The organism is Stenotrophomonas sp. TWI1409, assembly GCF_039673015.1.
GTDB lineage: Bacteria > Pseudomonadota > Gammaproteobacteria > Xanthomonadales > Xanthomonadaceae > Stenotrophomonas > Stenotrophomonas maltophilia_A.
Genome location: NZ_JBDJKU010000076.1, coordinates 1 through 18,527, shown reverse-complemented (window position 1 = coordinate 18,527; position 18,527 = coordinate 1). Strand labels below are relative to the sequence as shown.

General features: G+C 67.4%; 16 protein-coding genes. 4 read left to right on the top strand and 12 right to left on the bottom strand.

The genetic code is table 11. The features are described from left to right. Positions 1–215: 215 nt before the first annotated feature. The 9 genes from ABE423_RS18225 to ABE423_RS18185 all read right to left on the bottom strand — a co-directional run bounded on the left by ABE423_RS18225 (position 216) and on the right by ABE423_RS18185 (position 9,188). Positions 216–827: a YbhB/YbcL family Raf kinase inhibitor-like protein gene (locus ABE423_RS18225; RefSeq protein WP_346487059.1), complete on the bottom strand. Its 612-nt coding sequence runs from the start codon at positions 825–827 to the stop codon at positions 216–218. A gap of 10 nt (positions 828–837) precedes the next feature. Then, the gene (locus tag ABE423_RS18220) at positions 838–2,907 is read right to left on the bottom strand and encodes a tetratricopeptide repeat protein (RefSeq protein ID WP_346487057.1); all 2,070 of its coding nucleotides are present in this window, start codon (positions 2,905–2,907) and stop codon (positions 838–840) included. 56 nt (positions 2,908–2,963) lie between these two features. After that, positions 2,964–3,953 (bottom strand): alpha/beta fold hydrolase, encoded by a 990-nt coding sequence (locus tag ABE423_RS18215; RefSeq protein ID WP_050509830.1) that lies wholly within the window; start codon positions 3,951–3,953, stop codon positions 2,964–2,966. Positions 3,954–4,005: 52 nt separating this feature from the next. Beyond that, entirely contained in the window at positions 4,006–4,797 is a 792-nt protein-coding gene (locus tag ABE423_RS18210) for a lysophospholipid acyltransferase family protein (protein ID WP_180837764.1), read from the bottom strand. Between the two features lie 120 nt (positions 4,798–4,917). Beyond that, complete coding sequence (locus ABE423_RS18205; protein WP_032128719.1) at positions 4,918–5,352, bottom strand: hotdog fold thioesterase; 435 nt, start codon at positions 5,350–5,352, stop codon at positions 4,918–4,920. 10 nt (positions 5,353–5,362) lie between these two features. Then, positions 5,363–7,414 carry a phospholipase D family protein gene (locus ABE423_RS18200; RefSeq protein ID WP_253143522.1) on the bottom strand — a complete coding sequence of 684 codons (2,052 nt, stop codon included), beginning with the start codon at positions 7,412–7,414 and terminating at the stop codon, positions 5,363–5,365. Beyond that, complete coding sequence (locus ABE423_RS18195) at positions 7,411–8,028, bottom strand: YceI family protein (protein ID WP_032128717.1); 618 nt, start codon at positions 8,026–8,028, stop codon at positions 7,411–7,413. The genes ABE423_RS18200 and ABE423_RS18195 overlap by 4 nt, the downstream gene beginning before the upstream one ends. A gap of 4 nt (positions 8,029–8,032) precedes the next feature. Further along, positions 8,033–8,509, bottom strand: a complete 477-nt coding sequence (locus ABE423_RS18190) for a histidine phosphatase family protein (protein ID WP_005407539.1) — start codon at positions 8,507–8,509, stop codon at positions 8,033–8,035. Between the two features lie 49 nt (positions 8,510–8,558). After that, positions 8,559–9,188 carry a ParA family protein gene (locus ABE423_RS18185; protein WP_010487235.1) on the bottom strand — a complete coding sequence of 210 codons (630 nt, stop codon included), beginning with the start codon at positions 9,186–9,188 and terminating at the stop codon, positions 8,559–8,561. Positions 9,189–9,311: 123 nt separating this feature from the next. On the opposite strand from ABE423_RS18185, the gene ABE423_RS18180 reads away from it, so the two are divergent. Further along, positions 9,312–10,796, top strand: coding sequence for an AAA family ATPase (locus tag ABE423_RS18180; protein ID WP_253143521.1), 1,485 nt, complete (start codon positions 9,312–9,314; stop codon positions 10,794–10,796). A 586-nt stretch (positions 10,797–11,382) separates the two neighbouring features. On the opposite strand, the gene ABE423_RS18175 is transcribed toward ABE423_RS18180, so the two are convergent. Further along, positions 11,383–12,018 carry a hypothetical protein gene (locus tag ABE423_RS18175; RefSeq protein WP_032128715.1) on the bottom strand — a complete coding sequence of 212 codons (636 nt, stop codon included), beginning with the start codon at positions 12,016–12,018 and terminating at the stop codon, positions 11,383–11,385. Positions 12,019–12,186: 168 nt separating this feature from the next. Here ABE423_RS18175 and ABE423_RS18170 point away from each other — a divergent pair, with 168 nt between their 5' ends. The 3 genes from ABE423_RS18170 to ABE423_RS18160 all read left to right on the top strand — a co-directional run bounded on the left by ABE423_RS18170 (position 12,187) and on the right by ABE423_RS18160 (position 17,614). After that, positions 12,187–15,873: an indolepyruvate ferredoxin oxidoreductase family protein gene (locus tag ABE423_RS18170; RefSeq protein ID WP_346487052.1), complete on the top strand. Its 3,687-nt coding sequence runs from the start codon at positions 12,187–12,189 to the stop codon at positions 15,871–15,873. Positions 15,874–16,030: 157 nt separating this feature from the next. Continuing rightward, entirely contained in the window at positions 16,031–16,288 is a 258-nt protein-coding gene (locus ABE423_RS18165) for a helix-turn-helix transcriptional regulator (protein ID WP_004134030.1), read from the top strand. 3 nt (positions 16,289–16,291) lie between these two features. Continuing rightward, a complete protein-coding gene (locus ABE423_RS18160) occupies positions 16,292–17,614 on the top strand; it encodes a type II toxin-antitoxin system HipA family toxin (RefSeq protein WP_346487050.1) in 1,323 nt (440 codons plus the stop codon). On the opposite strand, the gene ABE423_RS18155 is transcribed toward ABE423_RS18160, so the two are convergent. Continuing rightward, entirely contained in the window at positions 17,615–18,229 is a 615-nt protein-coding gene (locus ABE423_RS18155; protein WP_346487048.1) for a DUF938 domain-containing protein, read from the bottom strand. Positions 18,230–18,448: 219 nt separating this feature from the next. Then, positions 18,449–18,527 (bottom strand): IS3 family transposase (locus ABE423_RS18150; RefSeq protein ID WP_342625999.1); only part of this gene is annotated, 79 nt, incomplete at its 5' end.

Below are 18,527 nucleotides of genomic sequence, written 5' to 3'. Positions count from 1 at the left end.
CGCCGGCCTTTGCGCCGTCGCTGGCTTCCGTGGTGCAGTGGGTGGTCTTGCCGGCCTTCGATAAAAAAAAAACCGTTGGTCGGGCGCCCTAACGCCCGCCCTTCTTCGTTCTGTAGAGTCGAGCCATGCTCGACTACTTTCACGGTGTGTCTAGCATGGCTCGACCCTACAGAAAGCAAAGCCGAGCGTGGGCTCGGCTCTACAGACAGCGAGCCTCAGCCCAGCGCCGGGTTCAACGTGTAGGTGCCATGCAGTGCGGCTTCGGCCAGCACGTGGCCGTGCATGGCGCGATATGCGTCGGCGGCGGTGAAGCGCGCCGGAAGCGCCAGCGAGGCCACATCCAGCGCGAACACGCGGAAGAAATAGCGGTGCATGCGTTCGTCGTTGAACGGCGGATAGGGGCCGTCATAGCCCAGGTAATCGCCGGCCATGTCCGGGTTGCCCGCAAACCAGCCGGTGAAGTCGTTCAGGCCCTGGCGGCTGCCCGCCGGGCCAGCCGGTGCGGTCTTGCCCTTCACCACGAAGCCATCGCTGCAGCTGCCGGCGGCGATCTCCTGCACCGAGGCCGGAATATCGGCCATCACCCAGTGCACGAAGTCGCAGCGCGGCTGGTCGCGCGGCACGGTCATGTCGCTGCGGCCGACCGTTTCCGCAACGGTCGGCACATCCGGGTCCACGCACACCAGCAGGAACGAACGCGTGCCTTCCGGTGCGCCGTTCCAGGCCAGGTGCGGATTGCGGTCCGGCGCGAAGCCGGTGGCATCGCCGGCGGCGAACGCGCGGTCGATCGGCGCGCCGTTGGTCAGGCTGTGGCTGCTCAGTTGCATCGGCTTCTCCTTACTCTTCCGGGTAACCCAGGCGCACCGCAATCGGGGTGAGCTTGGCAAAGGCGGCGCTCATCACGTCGCGGTAGTTGCGCCAGTGGCCCGGCGGGAAGCGCGGTGCGCCCAGCTGTGCGGCCGGCGGCATCTGCCGCTCGAACAGGCGTCCCAGCAGCTCGGCCATCGCGTGCGGATCATTGCCGATCTGGTCGATGCGCAGCAGCACGTGCGGATACAGTTCTTCCTCATGCAGGGTGGCAACCTGCGCCAGCCCGCGCGCCAGCCATTCGCTGGCTTCAGCCAGCGAGGTCATCGCCAGCGGAGCGGCAGCGCCGTAGGCCACCCAGTCGAGCAGCATGTCGCGCGGGTCACGCAGCACGAGCACCAGTCGTCCCTGCGGCAGCTGCGGGCGCAGCGCCCACAGCAGGGCGTTGTCCCACCACAGCAGCCAGTCGATGACGGCATCGCCCTGCAGGCCACGCGCCGGCAGCTGCTCGCGCCAGCGCTGCACCAGCCGCTCCGGGGTCAGCACGCCGGAGGCGAGGTCCTGCAGCGTGTGGTAGTTCTGGAATGCATCATCCGGCGGATTGCTGGTGTAGCGGTCGCTGCGCAGCACCGGGCTGGCGGCCGCCAGGCCGGTCGCAACCCGCTCCACACCCGAACCCGGCGCACCCCACAGGAAGATCGGCGCGGAGCTGGCATCACTGTCGATCTCGCCCTTCTCCGGCCAGCTCGGCGGCGCCTTGGCCTGCGGTGGAAGCGGCAGGCGCTGCGGTGCCTGGTCGGCCTGCAGCGCCATCCACGTCTGCAGCGCCTGTTCCGGCTGGCCAGCGCGGTCCTGGATTTCACCCAGCCAGGTACGCAGGTCGGCGCGATGGCCGTCCGGCGCCCTGTCGATCAGCGCCTGCACGCGCGCGATCGCGGCGACCGGATCACGCTGCAGCAGGCCTTCGACCAGGCGTGTTTCGCCACTGACGCGGCCCGGTTCGAGGCTGACGATACGTTCGGCGATGGCTTCGGCCTCTTCGTGTTCGCCCACCATGTCATGCAGGCGCAGGCGTGCTTCCAGTGCCGGCAGATGACCCGGCATCGCGTCCATCCAGCGCTCCACGGTCGCTGCGGCGGTCGGGCTGCCGACTTCTTCCACGGCCAGGCGTGCCAGCCACAGGTCGTGCAGCTGCGGATGCTGTTCCAGGGCAGCGTCCAGGCGCGCGCGGGCCTCGTCTTCGCGGCCCAGGCGCTGCCAGGACATCAGCAGCAGCTGCAGCACCTGGCGGTCGTCGGGGATCGATTCCAGCAACGGCAGCAGATGGTCCAACGCCTGCAGCGGCTGGCCGCCGCGCAGCGACAGTTCACCGGCCAGGCGACGCATCGACGGCGTATCCATGCCTTCCTGCTGAAGCGCGATCTGCATCGCTTCGGCAGCCGCCTCCAGGTTGCCCTGGCGCAGCGCCAACTGCACTACCAGGCCATGCAGCGAGCTGATGGCCGGGTTCAGCTCCAGCACGCGGCGGAACGCCTGCTCGGCGAAGGCCAGCATGTCCTTGCCCAGGTAGGCGAAGCCCAGTGCGTACAGCACGCGGGTGTCGTTGGGCTGCGCCTGGTTGGCCGCCGACAGCAGCGTCAGCGCACGATCAGGGTCGTCGCGGCGCAGCGCGATCATGCCGTCGATGGTCAGCAGTTCCGGGTGGTCCGGCTCAACGCGCGAGGCCAGCGTGGACAGGCGCTGGGCTTCATCGAAGTCGTTGCGGCCGATCGCCAGGTGCGCCTGCATCAGATAGGCGGCGAATGAGTTCGGGTCAAGCCCGGTGGTACGTGCCAGCGCTTCGTCAGCGCCCTGGTACTGGCGCAGGGCGAGCAGCAGGCCAGCGTGCTGCAGGTGCAGCTGGGCATCATCGGGGGCCAGCTGCAACGCCTGCTGCAGCGCCTCCATCGCATCCTCGGCCTTGCCCTGCTGCTGCAGCGCAAGCGCCAGCCAGCGGTGGGCTTCGGCCTGGCCGGGTTCATCACGGGTCCACGCCTGGGCCAGCTGCACGGCCTGGTCGGCCTGGTTCTGGCGCAACGCTTGGATGATCTGGTCTTGCATGGCGGTCCGGTTCAAGTGCAAACCCGCATTGTAGCGGTCCACGCACCGGTGCCGGTTCAGCCCGCCAGCACCCGCTGCAGGCGCTGTGCCACCCAGCGCTCGGAGAAGCCGTCACCCCGCCAGTTTTCCAGGAAGCCGCAGTGGCCTCCCCAGCAGGCGGTTTCCAGGTGCGCCTGGCGCGGCAGCTGCCAATCGCTGAAGGTCGCGTACGGGATCACCGGGTCGTCCTGCGCCATCAGGATGTCGGCCGGCACCTGCAGGGTGGACAGGCGGTCACCGGCAATCGAATAGCCATCGAAATAGGCCTGCAGCGAGCCGAAGGTGGTGTGCCGTTCGACCAGCCAGGCAGTCAGTGCACGGATGTCCAGCTTCAGCACGCGATCGTCGCAGTCGCTCAGCTCGGGAAACAGATCGCGCTTGCGGCGCAGCGAGCCGGCCCATTTGCGGCGGAAGTACCAGTCGTACATCGCCGGGCCGTTTTCGATGCTCTCCATCGTCAGCCCCGGGTCCAGCACCGGGCACACCGAGGCCACCCGCAGCAGCGGCACGCCGGCAGCCGGCGCGCGCAGGGCCAGGCGCAGCACGAAGTTGCCACCCAGCGAATAGCCGGCGGCCACCAGCGGCAGCTGCGGCCAGCGCTGGGCGATGTCACCCGCGGCATGCACCACTTCATCGATCAGGTTGGAGTGGAAGATGCCGGGGTTCAGATGGTGGGTGTTGCCATGGTCGCGGAAGTTCAGCCGCACAACATCGAAACCCTGTTCGATCATGCGCGCGGCAGCCATGCGCATGTAACTGGATTCGGCACTGCCCTCCCAGCCATGCAGCAGCAGGGCCATGCCCTTCGGTTCGCGGCCTTCGACATGGCTGTGCCAGCCCTGCAGGCGCACGCCATCACCGCCGTCGAGGATCAGCTCTTCGCTGACCGCACCGGTGGCGGCCAGCAGCAGCAGGCCGCGCTGCAGGCGCATGCGGCTGGAGCTGAGCATCGACTGCAGGTGCGGATTGCGCAGCCAGCGCGGCGGCTGGTAGTCAGTCGCATGCAACGTCGGTGTACCGGCGTCCAGGACGGGTGGCGGGACCAGGGCCACCGTGCCCTCAGCCGGTGCTCATGGCCGCCACGATGCGCGCGCGCGAGGTTTCCGCGATGCGTCGACGGCCTTCCAGGTCCTGGGTACCGATCGGCTCCAGGAAATGCACTTCGGTATGCCGCGCCGGCTCACCCAGCAGGCGCAGGAAATTGGCGGCGAAACTCTCGCCCGGGCCGAATGCCACGATGGTCTGTGCGTCACCCTTGAACCCATAGACCAGCGCCACAGGCTGCACCGGAACACCGGTTTCGACCGCGGCCTGGAAGATGCGGGCATGGAACGGCCCCACTTCATGGCCACCGCGGGTGCGCCCTTCCGGGAACACGCCTACTGCCTTGCCGGCACGCAGGCGATCGGCCATCACCTGCATCACGCCACCGAGCGATTCGGTATTGCCGCGCTGGTGGAAGATGGTCTGCCCGCGCGCGGCGAGCCAACCGACCAGCGGCCAGCTGGCGATTTCGCGCTTGGCGACGAAGCCCATCATGCGCTCGCTGTGCAGGATGCTGATGTCCACCCAGCTGACGTGGTTGGCGACGAACAGCACGGCACCGGGCAAGGGCTGGCCCACCCGTGACAGGCGGAAGCCGAAGATCCACATCAGGCCCCCCTGCCACCAGTTCACCACCTTCGCCCCGAAGGTATCCTCGCCCACGCGCAGCTCGCCCCACGGCGGAAGCATGCCGATCAGGATCAGCGGCAGGAACACGATGATGTGGACCAACAGCAGCGGTACGCGGTACAGGTAACGGCACACACGCGCCACGCCGCCACGGGGGGCCGGAGTGGGGGAAGTCATCCGCGCACGATACCGGAGCGCCGCAGCAGCTGCCAGCCGATTTAGGCCATAACCGCCATTGACCGGGGCAATCGGCGGGGAACGCTGGGTTCTGCCGCCGTCAACACGCCCGCCGGGGGCTCAACCGTGGCCGGCGGCCACCACCGCCAGGGTCAGCCGAGAGATGCACACCAGCCGGCCCTGCTCGTCTTCGATGCGGATCTCCCACAGCTGGGTGCTGCGGCCGACGTGCAGCGCGCGGGCGGTGCCGGTGACCGTGCCCGAGCGCACGGCGCGCACGTGGTTGGCGTTGATTTCCAGGCCCACGCAGATCTGCTTGCCGGTATCCACGCACAGGTTGCCGGCGCTGCTGCCCAAGGTCTCGGCCAGCACCACCGAGGCACCGCCGTGCAGGATGCCGTACGGCTGCCGGGTGCGCTCGTCCACCGGCATGGTGGCCTGCAGCCAGTCTTCGCCCGCAGCGCTGAAGACGATGCCGAGGGATTCGATCGCCGTGTTGCGGCTGAGCGCGTTGAGCTGCTCGATGGAAACGGCTTCGCGGAATACCTGGGTCATGCGGGCACCTTCAGAGGATGGGAACGAGGCCGGCGCCGAATGCAGTCAGCATGCGCACCAGCAGCCACTTCGGGCCGACGTTGACTTCGGGGAAGTCGCCGACGGCGACGTAGCAGTTGTGGAACGCCGGGTCCTGCCGTGGCAGCGGCTGTGGGCAGTCCGGACCGGGCTTGAACTCGTAGTCGGTGGCGTAGCGCCACGGCCAGAAGTCGAGGATCGGCAGCGCTTCGGAGGCTTTGCCGACGCTGTAGTTCAGGCCCGACAGCACTGGCGGCTTGGCCCGCGGCGCCACTGTCCACGAGTTCTGCGGATGGGTATCGCGCAGGATGCTCTCGGCCAGCTGCTCGGCAAACACCGGATCGTCGATGATCACCGCGCCTTCGGTGTTGTAGTTCTCGCTGCGCGGATCGAAGTTGTGGGTGCCGACCACGCCGATGCGGCGATCGACCACCAGCGACTTGGCGTGCAGGCCCATGCGGGCGCCCTTGCGGGTGACCGGCAACGGCTTGTTGACCGCCTTGCTGCCCAGGAACGACGGACGCGTCTCGGTGCGCAGCAGGCGCGTTTCCACCTCGCTGCCGGCGGCGCGGCGACGTTCGCGCGCGTTCTGGTAGGCACTGCCGGTACGCGGATGATGCACCGCCACCTGCTTGCGGGGCGCGGCCAGATCCCCTTCGCTGCCACCACCGGCATTGCTGCCAGCGGCGCTGCCGCCGATCAGCGGATTGCGCCCGCCGTCGTCGTCGCCTCCGGGCGCGGCGATCGGGTCGGGCAGCAGATTGCGGTAGTCGACCGGTGCATCCAGCGGGAACGGCTTGTACTCGAAGATGTTGAAGCCCAGTTCGCGCATGTTGCGTCGCTTGTACTTGTACGACAGCGCATACACGATCGGGTTGTCGGTGGCCGCCAGGCTGTTGCTGGACACCACCACGCGCGGCGGCTGCGGGCGCTTGCGCAGCTCGCGGAACAGCTTCTGCGCCGGCTTGGACAGCACCAGGTACGGCGTCTGCAGGATCACTTCCTTCTGCGCACCGGCAATGAGTGCGTCCAGCTGCGGCTCGGTCACATGCTGGCCGGCCAGCGGGGCGTCGGCCTTCTCGCGGCGGTGCTTGCGCGGCAGGTCGGCGACGTAGCGCACCGAGGCCACCGGCAGCGCGGTATCCACGAAGGAACGGGTGACGAAGTCCATGTCATTGGCTTCAGCGCTGACCCGCTGCACCCGCTCCGGGCGGCGGAACGTGGCGGGCGGCAGCACCGGCACGCCTTCGCGCAGCAGGGTGCGGCCCACGTCATTCAGGCGCTCGGCCGGCACGCTGCGCTTGGCGCGCCAGAACGCATCGAAGTTGGCCGCCATCGCCCGCGCTTCCGGGCCGGCGATCATGACGTCGCGATCGCGGAAGTTGTACTCGCGATCCCAGTCGTAATAGTCGTCCTGGTAGTTGCGGCCGCCGACCACGCCGATCGCATCGTCGATCACCAGCAGCTTGTTGTGCATGCGCTGGTTGAAGCGACGGAAGCAGCACAGCACGCTGCCGGCGTAATCGAAGTAGTTCAGCCGGGCCTTGCCGAAGGTCGGGTTGTAGACCCGCAGCTGGAAGTTCTGGTGGGCGCCGGACAATGCGCCGAGGATCTGCAGGTCGGAGATCGCCGAGAGCTGGTCGATCAGCACCCGCACCTTCACCCCGCGCCGCGACGCGGCCAGCAGTTCGTCGATGACCAGCCGCGCGCTGTCGTCCTTGTCGAAGATGTAGGTCTGCAGGTCGATGCTGCGGGTGGCACTGCGCAGCAGGTTCAGGCGCGCCACCAGGGCGCCCTCCCCCTCGTCCAGCAGGGTGGCGTAGTGGCGCGGCTGCTCCGGGGTGGATTCGGTGAACGCCCGGCCGGCCAGCGCCCGCAGCGGCGAATCCTGTGCGCAGCGGTCGGCGCGCTGACAGTCGACCTGGATCGAGCGCGCCTGCACGGCGATCGCTTCGGCGCGGTCGCGCTCGGCATTGGACAGCGATGCACAACCGCTGCCCAGCAACACGGTTGCCAGCGCCAGTACACGCAGCAGGAGGTTCACGGTTTCGGCGCCTCGCTCAGGCGCGCTCGCAATACGAAGGTCACTCGGTCACTCAAGGCAAGCTGCCAGCTGTCCATTCCATACCGGCCTCGCTGCACGGTACCGCGGCTGACGACGTCGCAATCATAGCCGGGTCGGGCGCAATCCGCCTTCTCGACCTTCAGTGTCTCGGGGTGGCTGATCCCGCGCAGGGTCAGCCGCCCGTTGATGTCGCCCCCGTCTTCCACGGTCTCCGGCCAGTACGGCAGCGAGTCGAACTCGACCACCGGGTGGCGGCCTGCGTCGAAGAACTCCTCGCCGCGCATCCAGCCGGTGTAGCGCGCCTTGCCGGGGATCTCGACCGAGCGCGTGAACATCTTCAGGTGCACCTGGTGGCGGCCGTCGGAGAGGATCTCGATGCGACCCTCGAAGTGCGGGAACAGGCCTTCGATGCGTTGCCCGAAGCGGGTCCGCACCTCGAAACCGATCTGCGAGCGCTGGGTATCCAGGTGCAGGACCCGGTGCGCTTCAGCGACCACCGGCGGCAAGGGCGTTGGCGGTGGCGCGGCAGCCCAGGCCGCGCCGGAAGCCAGCAGCACGGGCAGCAGAAAGCGGCTGCGCCGCGCCAGGCTCATTGGATCACGGCCACCAGAACGCGTTCAGGCTGGCCACGCCCGGCTCGATCGAGGCCTCGCGCGGGAAGCCGAGCACGGCAATGCCGGCCGGCGGCATGCCGCGATAGTCGCTGCTGGTGCCTTCCGTCATCAACGCCACCAGGCGCTCCAGGCCGGGGTTGTGGCCGACGATCAGCACCCGGTCGAGGTCACGGCGGTCGTCCACCAGCGCCGCCAGGGTGCCGGGGGTAGCCTCGTAGATGCGGTCTTCCAGGCGCTTCTCGACATAGCCGATGGTGCCGAGCACGGCTTCCAGGGTCTCCCGGGTGCGCCGCGCCGGTGAGCACAGCACACAGTCCGGCAGCAGGTTGTTCTCCTTCAGCCACTTGCCGGCGGCTTCGGCTTCGGCGAGCCCCACCGGCGACAACGGCCGGTCGAGGTCGGCCTGGCCGGGGGTAGCCGGTTCGGCATGGGCATGGCGCAGCAGGATCAGTTCACGCATCGCGGGTTTCCATGAAGAAGAGGATGCAGCAGAAAGAGTGACGCAGGCATCAAAGCTTCAGCCAGGACAGCAGCGGCTCCCAGTCGGCCTGGTGCTCGCGCACCTGGGCCGAGCGGTAGTCGAACAGGCTGCGGCCCAGGCCGGTCATGACCACATAGCTCTGGCTGTCGCGCAGCTGCGCGACCACCGGGTACGGCCATTCACCCAGCATCTGCAGCGCCTGCTGCGAGGTCTGGGTCCATGGTTTGGTACGGTTGAGCACCAGCCCCACCGGCAGCTTGCGGCTGTGCACGCGCGGGTTCTGGGCCAGGCTGTTGAGGAAGCCGACGATCGCTTCGATGTCCAGCGCCGAGGGCAGCACCGGTACCACCACCGCGTCGGCAGCGTCGAGGAAATGGGGAATATCGTCAGCCAGGGCACCGGCCGGCGCATCGATGATGACGGTGTCGGTGCCGTCGGGCAGCTTCTGCGCCCACTGCTTCTTCCGATACACGTCGATGGGGAGCACCGCGCTTTCCAGCCCGGCACGGCGTTGTGCCCAGCGGGTGCTGGAACCCTGCGGGTCGGCATCGGCAATCACCGTGGCCTTGCCCTGCAATGCCGCGTACGCGGCCAGGTGGGTGGCGACGGTGGTCTTGCCCACCCCGCCCTTGGAACCGGCCACCAGGATCGTCTTCATGCCAGCCTCGCTTCCGGGTACGTGCCCCGAGCGTACACCGGTGATGGTGACGGGAGGTAGCGTCGTGCTGAACCAGCGGCCATCGCCTTTGCTATCGTGGCGCCCCCGAAGGATCGAACCGGCATGAGCGAACTGCAGGATCTGAGCGCGTTGATCCGCGCCAATACCCCACTGATCGTCATCGAGACCCAGGACGAGGGTCGCATCGTCGAGCTGTTCCGGCAGACGCTGATGCACGTCTGGCGGGCCCTGCACCGCTGGTCGATCACCGAGGGCCTGCGCCGGATCGACCTGGACAGCGAAGACCCGCCGGTCGGGCCGCCCGATGCCAGCGCGGCCCTGCAGATGATCCGCCAGGCCCACCAGCGCGGCGTCTACCTGCTGCTCGATTTCCATCCCTACCTGGGCTATGCCAGCCACCAGCGCGCCCTTCGCGACCTGATCCAGCGCCGCCACAGCGAGCCGCATGTGCTGGTGCTGATCGGTGCCAAAGTGGAGCTGCCGGCCGAGCTGGAAGCGCTGGCGGTGCGCTTCAACCCGCGCCTGCCCGATGCCAATGCCCTGCTGAAGATGCTGCGCGAGGAGGCCGACGCCTATGCGCGCGAGCATGGCGGCCGCCGGGTTGAAGTCGACAGCGAGGCGGTGAAGAAAATCCTGAAGAACCTGCAGGGCCTGAGCCTGGTCGATGCCCGGCGCATCGCGCGCCAGCTGATCTACGCCGATGGCGCACTGCGCGACGACGACCTGCCACAGCTGGCGCGGCTGAAGTTCGAGCTGCTCAACCGCAGCGGCCACCTGTTCTTCGAACATGACAGCGCGCGCTTCGGCGATGTGGCCGGTGCCAACCGGCTCAAGCGCTGGATCAACCAACGCCGGGTGGCGTTCATTGCCGGCTCCGCCCCGGCCGGGCTGGACCCGCCGCGCGGCATGCTGCTGCTGGGCGTACAGGGCTGTGGCAAGTCGATGCTGGCCAAGGCCACCGCCGCCGGCTTCGGCGTGCCCCTGCTGCGCCTGGACGTGGGCGCGCTGTACAACAAGTACCACGGCGAGACCGAAGCCAACCTGCGCCAGGCACTGGCCTCGGCCGAACAACTCGCGCCCTGCGTGCTGTGGATGGACGAGATCGAGAAGGGCCTGGCCAGCGGAGGCGAGGACGGCGGCGTGTCACGCCGCGTGCTCGGTTACCTGCTGACCTGGATGGCCGAACGCAAAGCGCCGGTGTTCATCGTCGCCACCGCCAACCAGGTGCACGAGCTGCCCGCCGAGCTGCTGCGCAAGGGCCGCTTCGACGAGATCTTCTTCGTCGATCTGCCCTCGCCCGACGTGCGCGTGGAACTGCTGCGGCTGCACCTGGGCCGGCGCCAGCTCAACGCCGACGACTTCGCACTGCCCGCGCTGGCGGCGGCCGCCAATGGTTTTTCCGGCGCCGAGATCGAGCAGGCGATCGTGGCTGGCCTGTATGCGGCGCATGCCGAGGGCCGGCCGCTGGACACCGAGCTGCTGATGACCGAGATCCGCGCCACCCGACCGCTGTCGGTGCTGATGGCAGAGCAGGTAGAAGCACTGCGTGCGTGGGCGTCGGGGCGGACGGTTTCCGCGGACGACTGAGGGGTTTCCAGCGAACGGCGCAGCCCCTCGTGGCGGCTGGTTGACTGTGAACATCAAAAGCCGCGCTTGGCCGGGCGGGATGGATTCGCGGGGGACGCCGTCAACCCGTCCATGGGGGCTTGGCCGCGGCATCCATGCCGCGGACACCCCCGCGAACCCACCCCGCCCGGCCTCTGACAATTTCCGAGTGCGTCCGCCACGGAAAAGAAAAAAGAAGAGCAGAAGCAAAAGCCGGTTGGCTGGCCGCTTCCTGTAGAGCCGAGCCCACACTCGGCTGCATTTCGATCAGATATCGAATAGTCGATTCCGTTACAGATTCATCCACGCATGGCGTGGATCTACCGTGTCGACCAAGGTCGACACCTACCAACAGCTGCCGGAATCTGTCGAAGGCGGGGCACTGTGGGTTTGCGGGGTGTGAGCCGCATGGATGCGGCGACCAAGCCCCCAGGACGGGTTTACGGCGGCCCCGCAAACCCACAGTGCCCCGCCATCCCGCAGGAAGCCCGCTGTTGCTTCGGCTGTTGCTGTTGCTTCAGCTGTTGCCTCTGCGGGTGCCGGGTGCAACCCGGCCGAACCCCTTCCCTCAGGGCCAGGCAGGTGGTGCGGCCGCCCAGGCCTGCTGCACCTCGGCCAGCGACGCGCGCTCATCCTCACGCCACTGCGGCAGCAGCTGCCCATAGTTGGCCGTGGTACTCCACTGCGTCGGCTCGGTGCGTACCGCAGCCGCATACCACTGCACCGCCTCCTGCTTCTGCCCCATCCGCCACAATGCCAACGCATAGGTCGGTGGCACCCAGGTGGGCTTCGTACGGGCGTTGCTGGCCGATACCAGCCACTGTTCCAGCGCCGCCTCCGGCTTGCCCTGGCGCAGCAGGTCCCAACCGTAGTTCCAGCGCACGCTGCGGCCGCTGCTGCTCTGTGCCGGCGCCTCTTTCATCGCCTCGCCATACAGCTGCTCGGCCAGCTCGCCCCGGCCCTGCGCACCGGCCACCGATGCCAGCTGCACCGTCGCCTCCACCGCGCGGCGGCCGCGCTCACGCAGCTTGACCAGCTGGGCCACCAGCTCATCGCCCTCGCCCTGCACCGCCACCATCGGCGTTGCCGCCAGGTCGTTGTCGAAGTAGAACTCCTGTGGTGCCGGCACGGCCGGCGCGGCCCACGCCGTGGCCACTCCCGAGGCCAGCAGCACGCTGGCCAGGATCTTTCCTGGAACTGACATCCCTTCTCCCCAGGCCGCAACTGCAGCCTCCCTCTCTCTCCCCGATCCTAACCCCAGCACCGCCGCGGGCGCGAGTGCCGGGGCCTCGCGGCCCCGCTGCTACAATTCGCGCCTTTCCCGCCGCGTGCCTGCACGCGGCCGGTGCCAGCCGATCCTACCGGGCCAGCCATGACCAGTACCGCGCAACTCACTTCGCCCTCGTCCGCCGACCTGCTCGACCGTGATTACACGCTCGACCACAAGTACACCCGCAGCGAGGGGCGGATCTATCTGAGTGGCGTGCAGGCGCTGGTGCGGCTGCCGCTGATGCAGCGGCTGCGCGACGCCGCCGAAGGCATCGACAGCGCCGGCTTTGTCAGCGGCTACCGTGGCAGCCCGCTGGGTGGCTTCGACCTGGAGCTGTGGCGCGCGCGCAAGCACCTTGAAGCAGCCAAGGTGAAGTTCACCCCGGGCCTGAACGAGGACCTGGGCGCCACCATGGTGTGGGGCACGCAGCAGACCAACCTGTTCCCCGGCGCCAACGTGCAGGGCGTGTTCGGCATGTGGTACGGCAAGGGCCCGGGCGTGGACCGCTGCGGCGACGTGTTCAAGCACGCCAATGCCGCCGGCACCTCGCGCTACGGTGGCGTGCTGGCACTGGCCGCCGATGACCATGCCTGCCGCAGTTCGACGCTGCCGCACGGCAGCGAGGACGAGTTCGTCAGCGCGATGATGCCGGTGCTGAACCCGGCCGGCGTGCAGGACATCCTCGACATGGGCCTGCTGGGCTGGGCGATGAGCCGCTATACCGGCCGCTGGGTCGGCTTCAAGACCATCGCCGAGACGGTGGAATCGTCGGCGTCGGTGCAGGTCGATCCGATGGCGCGCCGCATCGTGCTGCCGGAAGACTTCGAGATGCCGTCGGGTGGCCTCAACATCCGCTGGCCAGACCCGCCGCTGGACCAGGAAATGCGCCTGCACCGCTATGCGGTGAAGGCCGCACAGGCCTTTGCCCGCGCCAACGGCATCGACAAGGTGGTGATGGATGCGCCGCGCGCGCGGCTGGGCATCGTCACCACCGGCAAGAGCTACCTGGACGTGCTGCAGGCGCTGGAGTACCTGGGCCTGGACGAAGCCGCGTGCGCCGGCATCGGCATCCGCGTGTACAAGGTCGGCATGACCTGGCCGCTGGAACCGCAGGGCATCGCGCGCTTCGCGCAGGGCCTGGAAGACATCATCGTGGTGGAGGAGAAGCGTGCCTTCATCGAGCGCCAGATGAAGGAACAGTTCTTCAACTGGCCGGCCAGCTGGGGCCAGCGCCCGTCCATCGTCGGCAAGTACGATGAAAGCGGCGAATGGATCCTGCCGTCCACCGGTGAGCTGACGCCGGCCACCATCGCCGGCGTGATCGGTCGCCGCATCCAGAAGTTCTTCAACAACGAATCGATCGAGCAGCGCCTGCAGTGGATGCAGGAGAAGGAAGCCGAGCTTGCGTTGCCGCGCGCCAGCTTCCCGCGCGTACCGCACTACTGCTCGGGCTGCCCGCACAACACCTCTACCCAGGTGCCGGAAGGCTCGCGGGCGCTGGCCGGCATCGGTTGCCACTACATGGTGACCTGGATGGACCGCAGCACCGACACCTTCACTCACATGGGCGGCGAAGGCGTGACCTGGGCCGGGCAGGCGCCGTTCACCGACACCCCGCACGTATTCCAGAATCTGGGCGACGGCACCTATTTCCACAGCGGCTCGCTGGCGATCCGCCAGGCGGTCGCCGCCGGCGTCAACATCACCTACAAGATCCTCTACAACGACGCGGTGGCGATGACCGGCGGCCAGCCGGTGGACGGCCCGCTGAGCGTGCCGGACATCGCAAAGCAGATGCGCGCCGAAGGCATCCACACCATCGTGGTGCTGTCGGACAACATCGGCAAGTGGACCGGCCAGCGCGAGCACTTCCCCAGCGACGTCGAGTTCCACGACCGCAGCGAGCTGGATGAGGTGCAGAAGCGCCTGCGCGAGGTGAAGGGGGTTTCGATCCTGATCTACGAACAGACCTGCGCCACCGAGAAGCGCCGCCGCCGCAAGCGCGGCAAGCTGGAAGATCCGCAGAAGCGCGTGCTGATCAATTCGCTGGTCTGCGAAGGCTGCGGTGACTGCGGCAAGAAGAGCTTCTGCGTGTCGGTGCTACCGAAGGAAACCGAGTTCGGGCGCAAGCGCGAGATCGATCAGTCCAACTGCAACAAGGACTATTCCTGCGTGAACGGTTTCTGCCCGAGCTTCGTCACCGTGCACGGTGGCCAGCCGCGCAAGGGCAGCAAGCGCGATGCTTCCACCCTGCTGGACAACCTGCCGGCACCGGCCATCCGCGGCACCCTCGAACAGCCCTGGAACATCCTGATCACCGGCGTCGGCGGTACCGGCGTGGTGACCATCGGCGCGCTGCTGGGCATGGCCGGCCACCTGGAAGGCAAGGGTGCGACCGTGCTCGACCAGACCGGCCTGGCACAGAAGGGCGGCGCGGTGACCACGCACATCCGCATCGCCCGTCGTCCCGAAGACATCCACGCCGTGCGCATCGCCGCCGGTGAGGCTGACCTGGTGGTGGGCTGCGACATGGTGGTGGTCAACGACTACTGGGCCCTGTCGAAGGTGCGTGCCGGCCGTTCGCAGGTGGTGCTGAACACCTACGAAGCGATGCCCGGTACCTTCACCACCCGCCCGGACATGCAGTTCCCCGCCGCCGACATCGTGGCCGGTGTGCGCGTGGCGCTGGGCGGCCAGGAGCCGTTGCTGCTGGATGCCACCCAGCTGGCCACCGCGCTGCTGGGCGATGCGATCGCCGCCAACCTGTTCATTCTCGGCTATGCGTGGCAGCAGGGCCTGGTGCCGCTGTCGTTCGATTCACTGATGCGCGCCATCGAGCTCAACGGCGCCGCCGTGGCGATGAACCAGCAGGCCTTCGCCTGGGGCCGCCTGGCCGTGGTCGACCCGCAGGCCGTGCAGCAGGCCGCCGGCCTGGTGCGCAACCGCCACACCGATACCGAATCCACTCCGGGCCCGCTGCACCCGCTGCCGCCGGGCGAGTGGGAGGGCAACGAATGGGGTGCCACCGCCGCACCGCGCAACACCGGCGACGAACGCGAACTGCGTGGCCTGCCCTCGCACGGTGGCGATGTTGCGTTCCTGCCGCTGGACGACGCCCGCCTGTCGCGCTCGCTGGATGAAATGATCGAGCGCCGCGCCGCGTTCCTGGTCGAGTACCAGGACGCTGCCTACGCCAACCGCTACCGCAGCCTGGTCGAGCGCGTGCGCGCCGCCGAAGCCGACCGCATCGGCGGTTCCACCGCGCTGACCGAGACCGTAGCCCGTTACCTGTTCAAGCTGATGGCCTACAAGGACGAGTACGAAGTGGCCCGCCTGTATACCAGTGGCGACTTCCAGCGCCGCCTGCAGCAGCAGTTCGAGGGCGATTACCAGCTGCGCTTCCACCTGGCACCGCCGCTGTTCGCCAAGAAGGACGAGCAGGGCCGGTTGCTGAAGAAGGAATACGGCCCGTGGATGTTCAAGGCCTTCGGCCTGCTGGCCAAGCTGAAGTTCCTGCGTGGTGGCCGCTTCGACGTGTTCGGACGCACCGAGGAACGCCGCATGGAGCGCAAGCTGATCGGCGATTACGAGGCCACCGTGCAGCTGCTGCTGGACGGCCTGGATGACGACCGTCTGGCGCTGGCGGTGGAGATCGCCAGCGTGCCCGAGCACATCCGCGGCTTCGGCCACGTCAAGGAAGCGCATTTCGAGCAGGCCAAGGCGCGCGAAGCCGCCCTGCTGGCGCAGTGGCGGAACCCAAAGGCGCTGCACATCGTGCAGGTGGCTTGAGCACCGCTGGCGGCGCGAAAGCAACCTATTGATTGCATATTGAGATAGCAATCGATAGGTTGCCTCCAGCGAAGGAAAGGGATAGGTTGCTTGTCGTAATGCAACCTATCCTTTGCGTACACGTTCGCGTACGGCCACTTTCTAGGGGACTGCCGATATGGACAGGCCGCTGCACACGGTGAGGACACCTCAACAACTGGCACCGCTGATGCGTGCGTTCAGGCGCCAGGCGGGCCTGAGCCAGGCGCAGTTGGCGGCACAGCTCGGCATAAGCCGCCAGGCAGTAGGCGCATTGGAGCGCGACCCGGCATCGGCAAGCTTCGAACGGCTGATGCGGGTCTGGGCAGTGCTGGGTCTGGAAGTCAGATTGCAGCAGCGAAGCCCCCCGGAGACAACCTCAACGTTGGAGTGGTGAGCCATGGGTACGCTGCGGGTCTGGATGAATGGTGTCGAGGTCGCGCTCTGGGATGATGTCCGGAGCGGCTCTTCCCGGCTTTCGTACGTCGACTCGTGGATCAGCTCCGCCCAGTCCCGGCCGTTGTCACTCTCACTGCCCCTGCTCCCGGAGGGTGAGAGCCATCGGGGCGATGTCGTCAACAACTACTTCGACAACCTTCTTCCCGACAACGCCGTCATCCGCAACCGGATCCGCGACAGGTTCTCCACGCGCAGCAGCGACACATTCGATCTTCTCGAAGCCATTGGCCGGGATTGCGTCGGCGCAGTGCAACTGCTGCCGCTTTCGCATACACCGGGGGACATCCAGCAGATTACGTGCGAAGCGTTGGACGAATCAGGCGTCGCTGCGATCCTGCGTCAGGTGACGGCAGGGAATCTACCTGGCGCACCCACCAGTGATGATGCGTTCCGCATATCCATCGCCGGTGCGCAGGAGAAGACGGGACTTCTGCTGCATGCTGGCCAGTGGTGCATTCCTACCGGCAGTACCCCATCCACCCATATCTTCAAGCTGCCGCTTGGCATTGTGGGCAACATGCGGGCGGACATGCACCAATCCGTCGAGAACGAATGGCTGTGCATGCAACTGCTTTCCGCCTTTGGAATCCCCGTTGCGAATACGCAGATGGGACGCTTCAAGGACGAACGCGCGCTTATTGTGGAGCGATTCGACCGCCGCCTTTCTGCGGATCGCCGGTGGTGGCTGCGGCTGCCGCAGGAAGACATGTGCCAGGTCTTCGGTCTGCCCGCTGCCAGGAAGTATGAATCCGATGGCGGCCCAGGCATCGTGACCATCATGGATCTGCTTCGACAATCCGAGCATTTCGAGGATCGGGCGACCTTCTTCAAGACGCAGATTCTTTTCTGGATGTTGGCTGCAACCGATGGACATGCCAAGAACTTCAGTGTTTACCTCGAAGCCGGTGGACGCTTCCGCCTGACACCCGTCTACGACGTATTGTCGGTGCATCCCATCCTGGGTAGGGGGCCAAACCAGCTCGACCCGCGGAATGCACAGCTCGCCATGTCCGTCCAGGGCAAGAATCGCCACCGGAAGCTGCACCTTGTGCGACGACGCCATTGGAACGAAACCGCACGCGCCTGTGGTATCGCTGATGGTGCGGAGCCGTGGATCGAAGCGCTGATCGCAGCCGTCGAACCCGCCATCGAGCAGGTCACGCGTCAGCTCCCAAGTGATTTCCCCGTAAACGTGTCCGAACCCATTTTCAACGGGCTGCGCGCTGCGGCGGCACGCCTTTCCAGCATGTCGCCGGACGCCTGATCACCCCAGCCGCCACAGCAGCAACCGGTTGTTGGCCGGCATCGCCACATCACCCAGGCGGGTGAAGCCGTTGTCCGCCGCCAGCGCCTGCACCGCTTCCACATCGCGGATGCCGCTGCGTGGATCACGCGCCTTCAGCCAGGCATCGAACTGCGCGTTGCTGTCGCTGGTGTAGCGGCCGCCGTAGTTGAACGGGCCGTATACCGCCAGCAGCGCACCATGCCGCAGCACCGACGGCAACGCGGCGAACAGCGCCTGCACATGCTCCCAACCCATGATGTGCAACGTGTTGGCACTGAATGCGGCATCGAACGTGCTGCCCTCGGGCAACGACAGGCCCGGCGCCGGGGGTAGTTCCACCTGCAGCGCCACTGGCGGCAGCAGATTGAGCAGCGCGGCCTCCGCACGCCAGGCCTCGATGCCGGGCAGATGGTCCGGATGATCGCTGGGCTGCCAGCGCAGCCACGGCCAGCGTTCGGCGAAGAAGGCCGCGTGCTGGCCGGTTCCACTGCCGATCTCCAGCACCCGATGACGGTCGCCCATCCACGGGTCGAGTGCGGTGGCGATGGGTTCGCGGTTGCGCTCGCAGGCTTCTGAATACGGCTTGCTCGACATCAGGGACGGTGTCCAGGCGGGGTCGGCCCCATTGTGCACGAGGGGGTGTCTGCAGGGCTTGCAGCCCTGCACCCGCAGGAGCCGGAGCAACAGCAACAGCCAAAGCAACTGCCAAAGCAACTGCAACAGCGCGGGCTTCCTGGGGGATGGCGGGGTGGGTCCGGTTGCGGGGGACGCCGTGAATCCATCCATGAAGTGACCCCCGAGACTTGGACGGGGTCAGGCGGCCGATTGGGCCTGCTCCCGGTACTTTATCGGGCTCAGACCTTTCAGTTTCAGTTTGATGCGCTCTTCGTTG

What these genes read in the sequence shown, in the direction of transcription:
- ABE423_RS18205 (WP_032128719.1), bottom strand. Translation starts at nt 5,352, where the DNA reads ATGACCCAGGTATTCCGCGAAGCCGTTTCCATCGAGCAGCTCAACGCG.
- ABE423_RS18175 (WP_032128715.1), bottom strand. Translation starts at nt 12,018, where the DNA reads ATGTCAGTTCCAGGAAAGATCCTGGCCAGCGTGCTGCTGGCCTCGGGA.
- ABE423_RS18195 (WP_032128717.1), bottom strand. Translation starts at nt 8,028, where the DNA reads ATGAGCCTGGCGCGGCGCAGCCGCTTTCTGCTGCCCGTGCTGCTGGCT.
- ABE423_RS18225 (WP_346487059.1), bottom strand. Translation starts at nt 827, where the DNA reads ATGCAACTGAGCAGCCACAGCCTGACCAACGGCGCGCCGATCGACCGC.
- ABE423_RS18220 (WP_346487057.1), bottom strand. Translation starts at nt 2,907, where the DNA reads ATGCAAGACCAGATCATCCAAGCGTTGCGCCAGAACCAGGCCGACCAG.
- ABE423_RS18210 (WP_180837764.1), bottom strand. Translation starts at nt 4,797, where the DNA reads ATGACTTCCCCCACTCCGGCCCCCCGTGGCGGCGTGGCGCGTGTGTGC.
- ABE423_RS18165 (WP_004134030.1), top strand. Translation starts at nt 16,031, where the DNA reads ATGGACAGGCCGCTGCACACGGTGAGGACACCTCAACAACTGGCACCG.
- ABE423_RS18190 (WP_005407539.1), bottom strand. Translation starts at nt 8,509, where the DNA reads ATGCGTGAACTGATCCTGCTGCGCCATGCCCATGCCGAACCGGCTACC.
- ABE423_RS18170 (WP_346487052.1), top strand. Translation starts at nt 12,187, where the DNA reads ATGACCAGTACCGCGCAACTCACTTCGCCCTCGTCCGCCGACCTGCTC.
- ABE423_RS18180 (WP_253143521.1), top strand. Translation starts at nt 9,312, where the DNA reads ATGAGCGAACTGCAGGATCTGAGCGCGTTGATCCGCGCCAATACCCCA.
- ABE423_RS18160 (WP_346487050.1), top strand. Translation starts at nt 16,292, where the DNA reads ATGGGTACGCTGCGGGTCTGGATGAATGGTGTCGAGGTCGCGCTCTGG.
- ABE423_RS18185 (WP_010487235.1), bottom strand. Translation starts at nt 9,188, where the DNA reads ATGAAGACGATCCTGGTGGCCGGTTCCAAGGGCGGGGTGGGCAAGACC.
- ABE423_RS18155 (WP_346487048.1), bottom strand. Translation starts at nt 18,229, where the DNA reads ATGTCGAGCAAGCCGTATTCAGAAGCCTGCGAGCGCAACCGCGAACCC.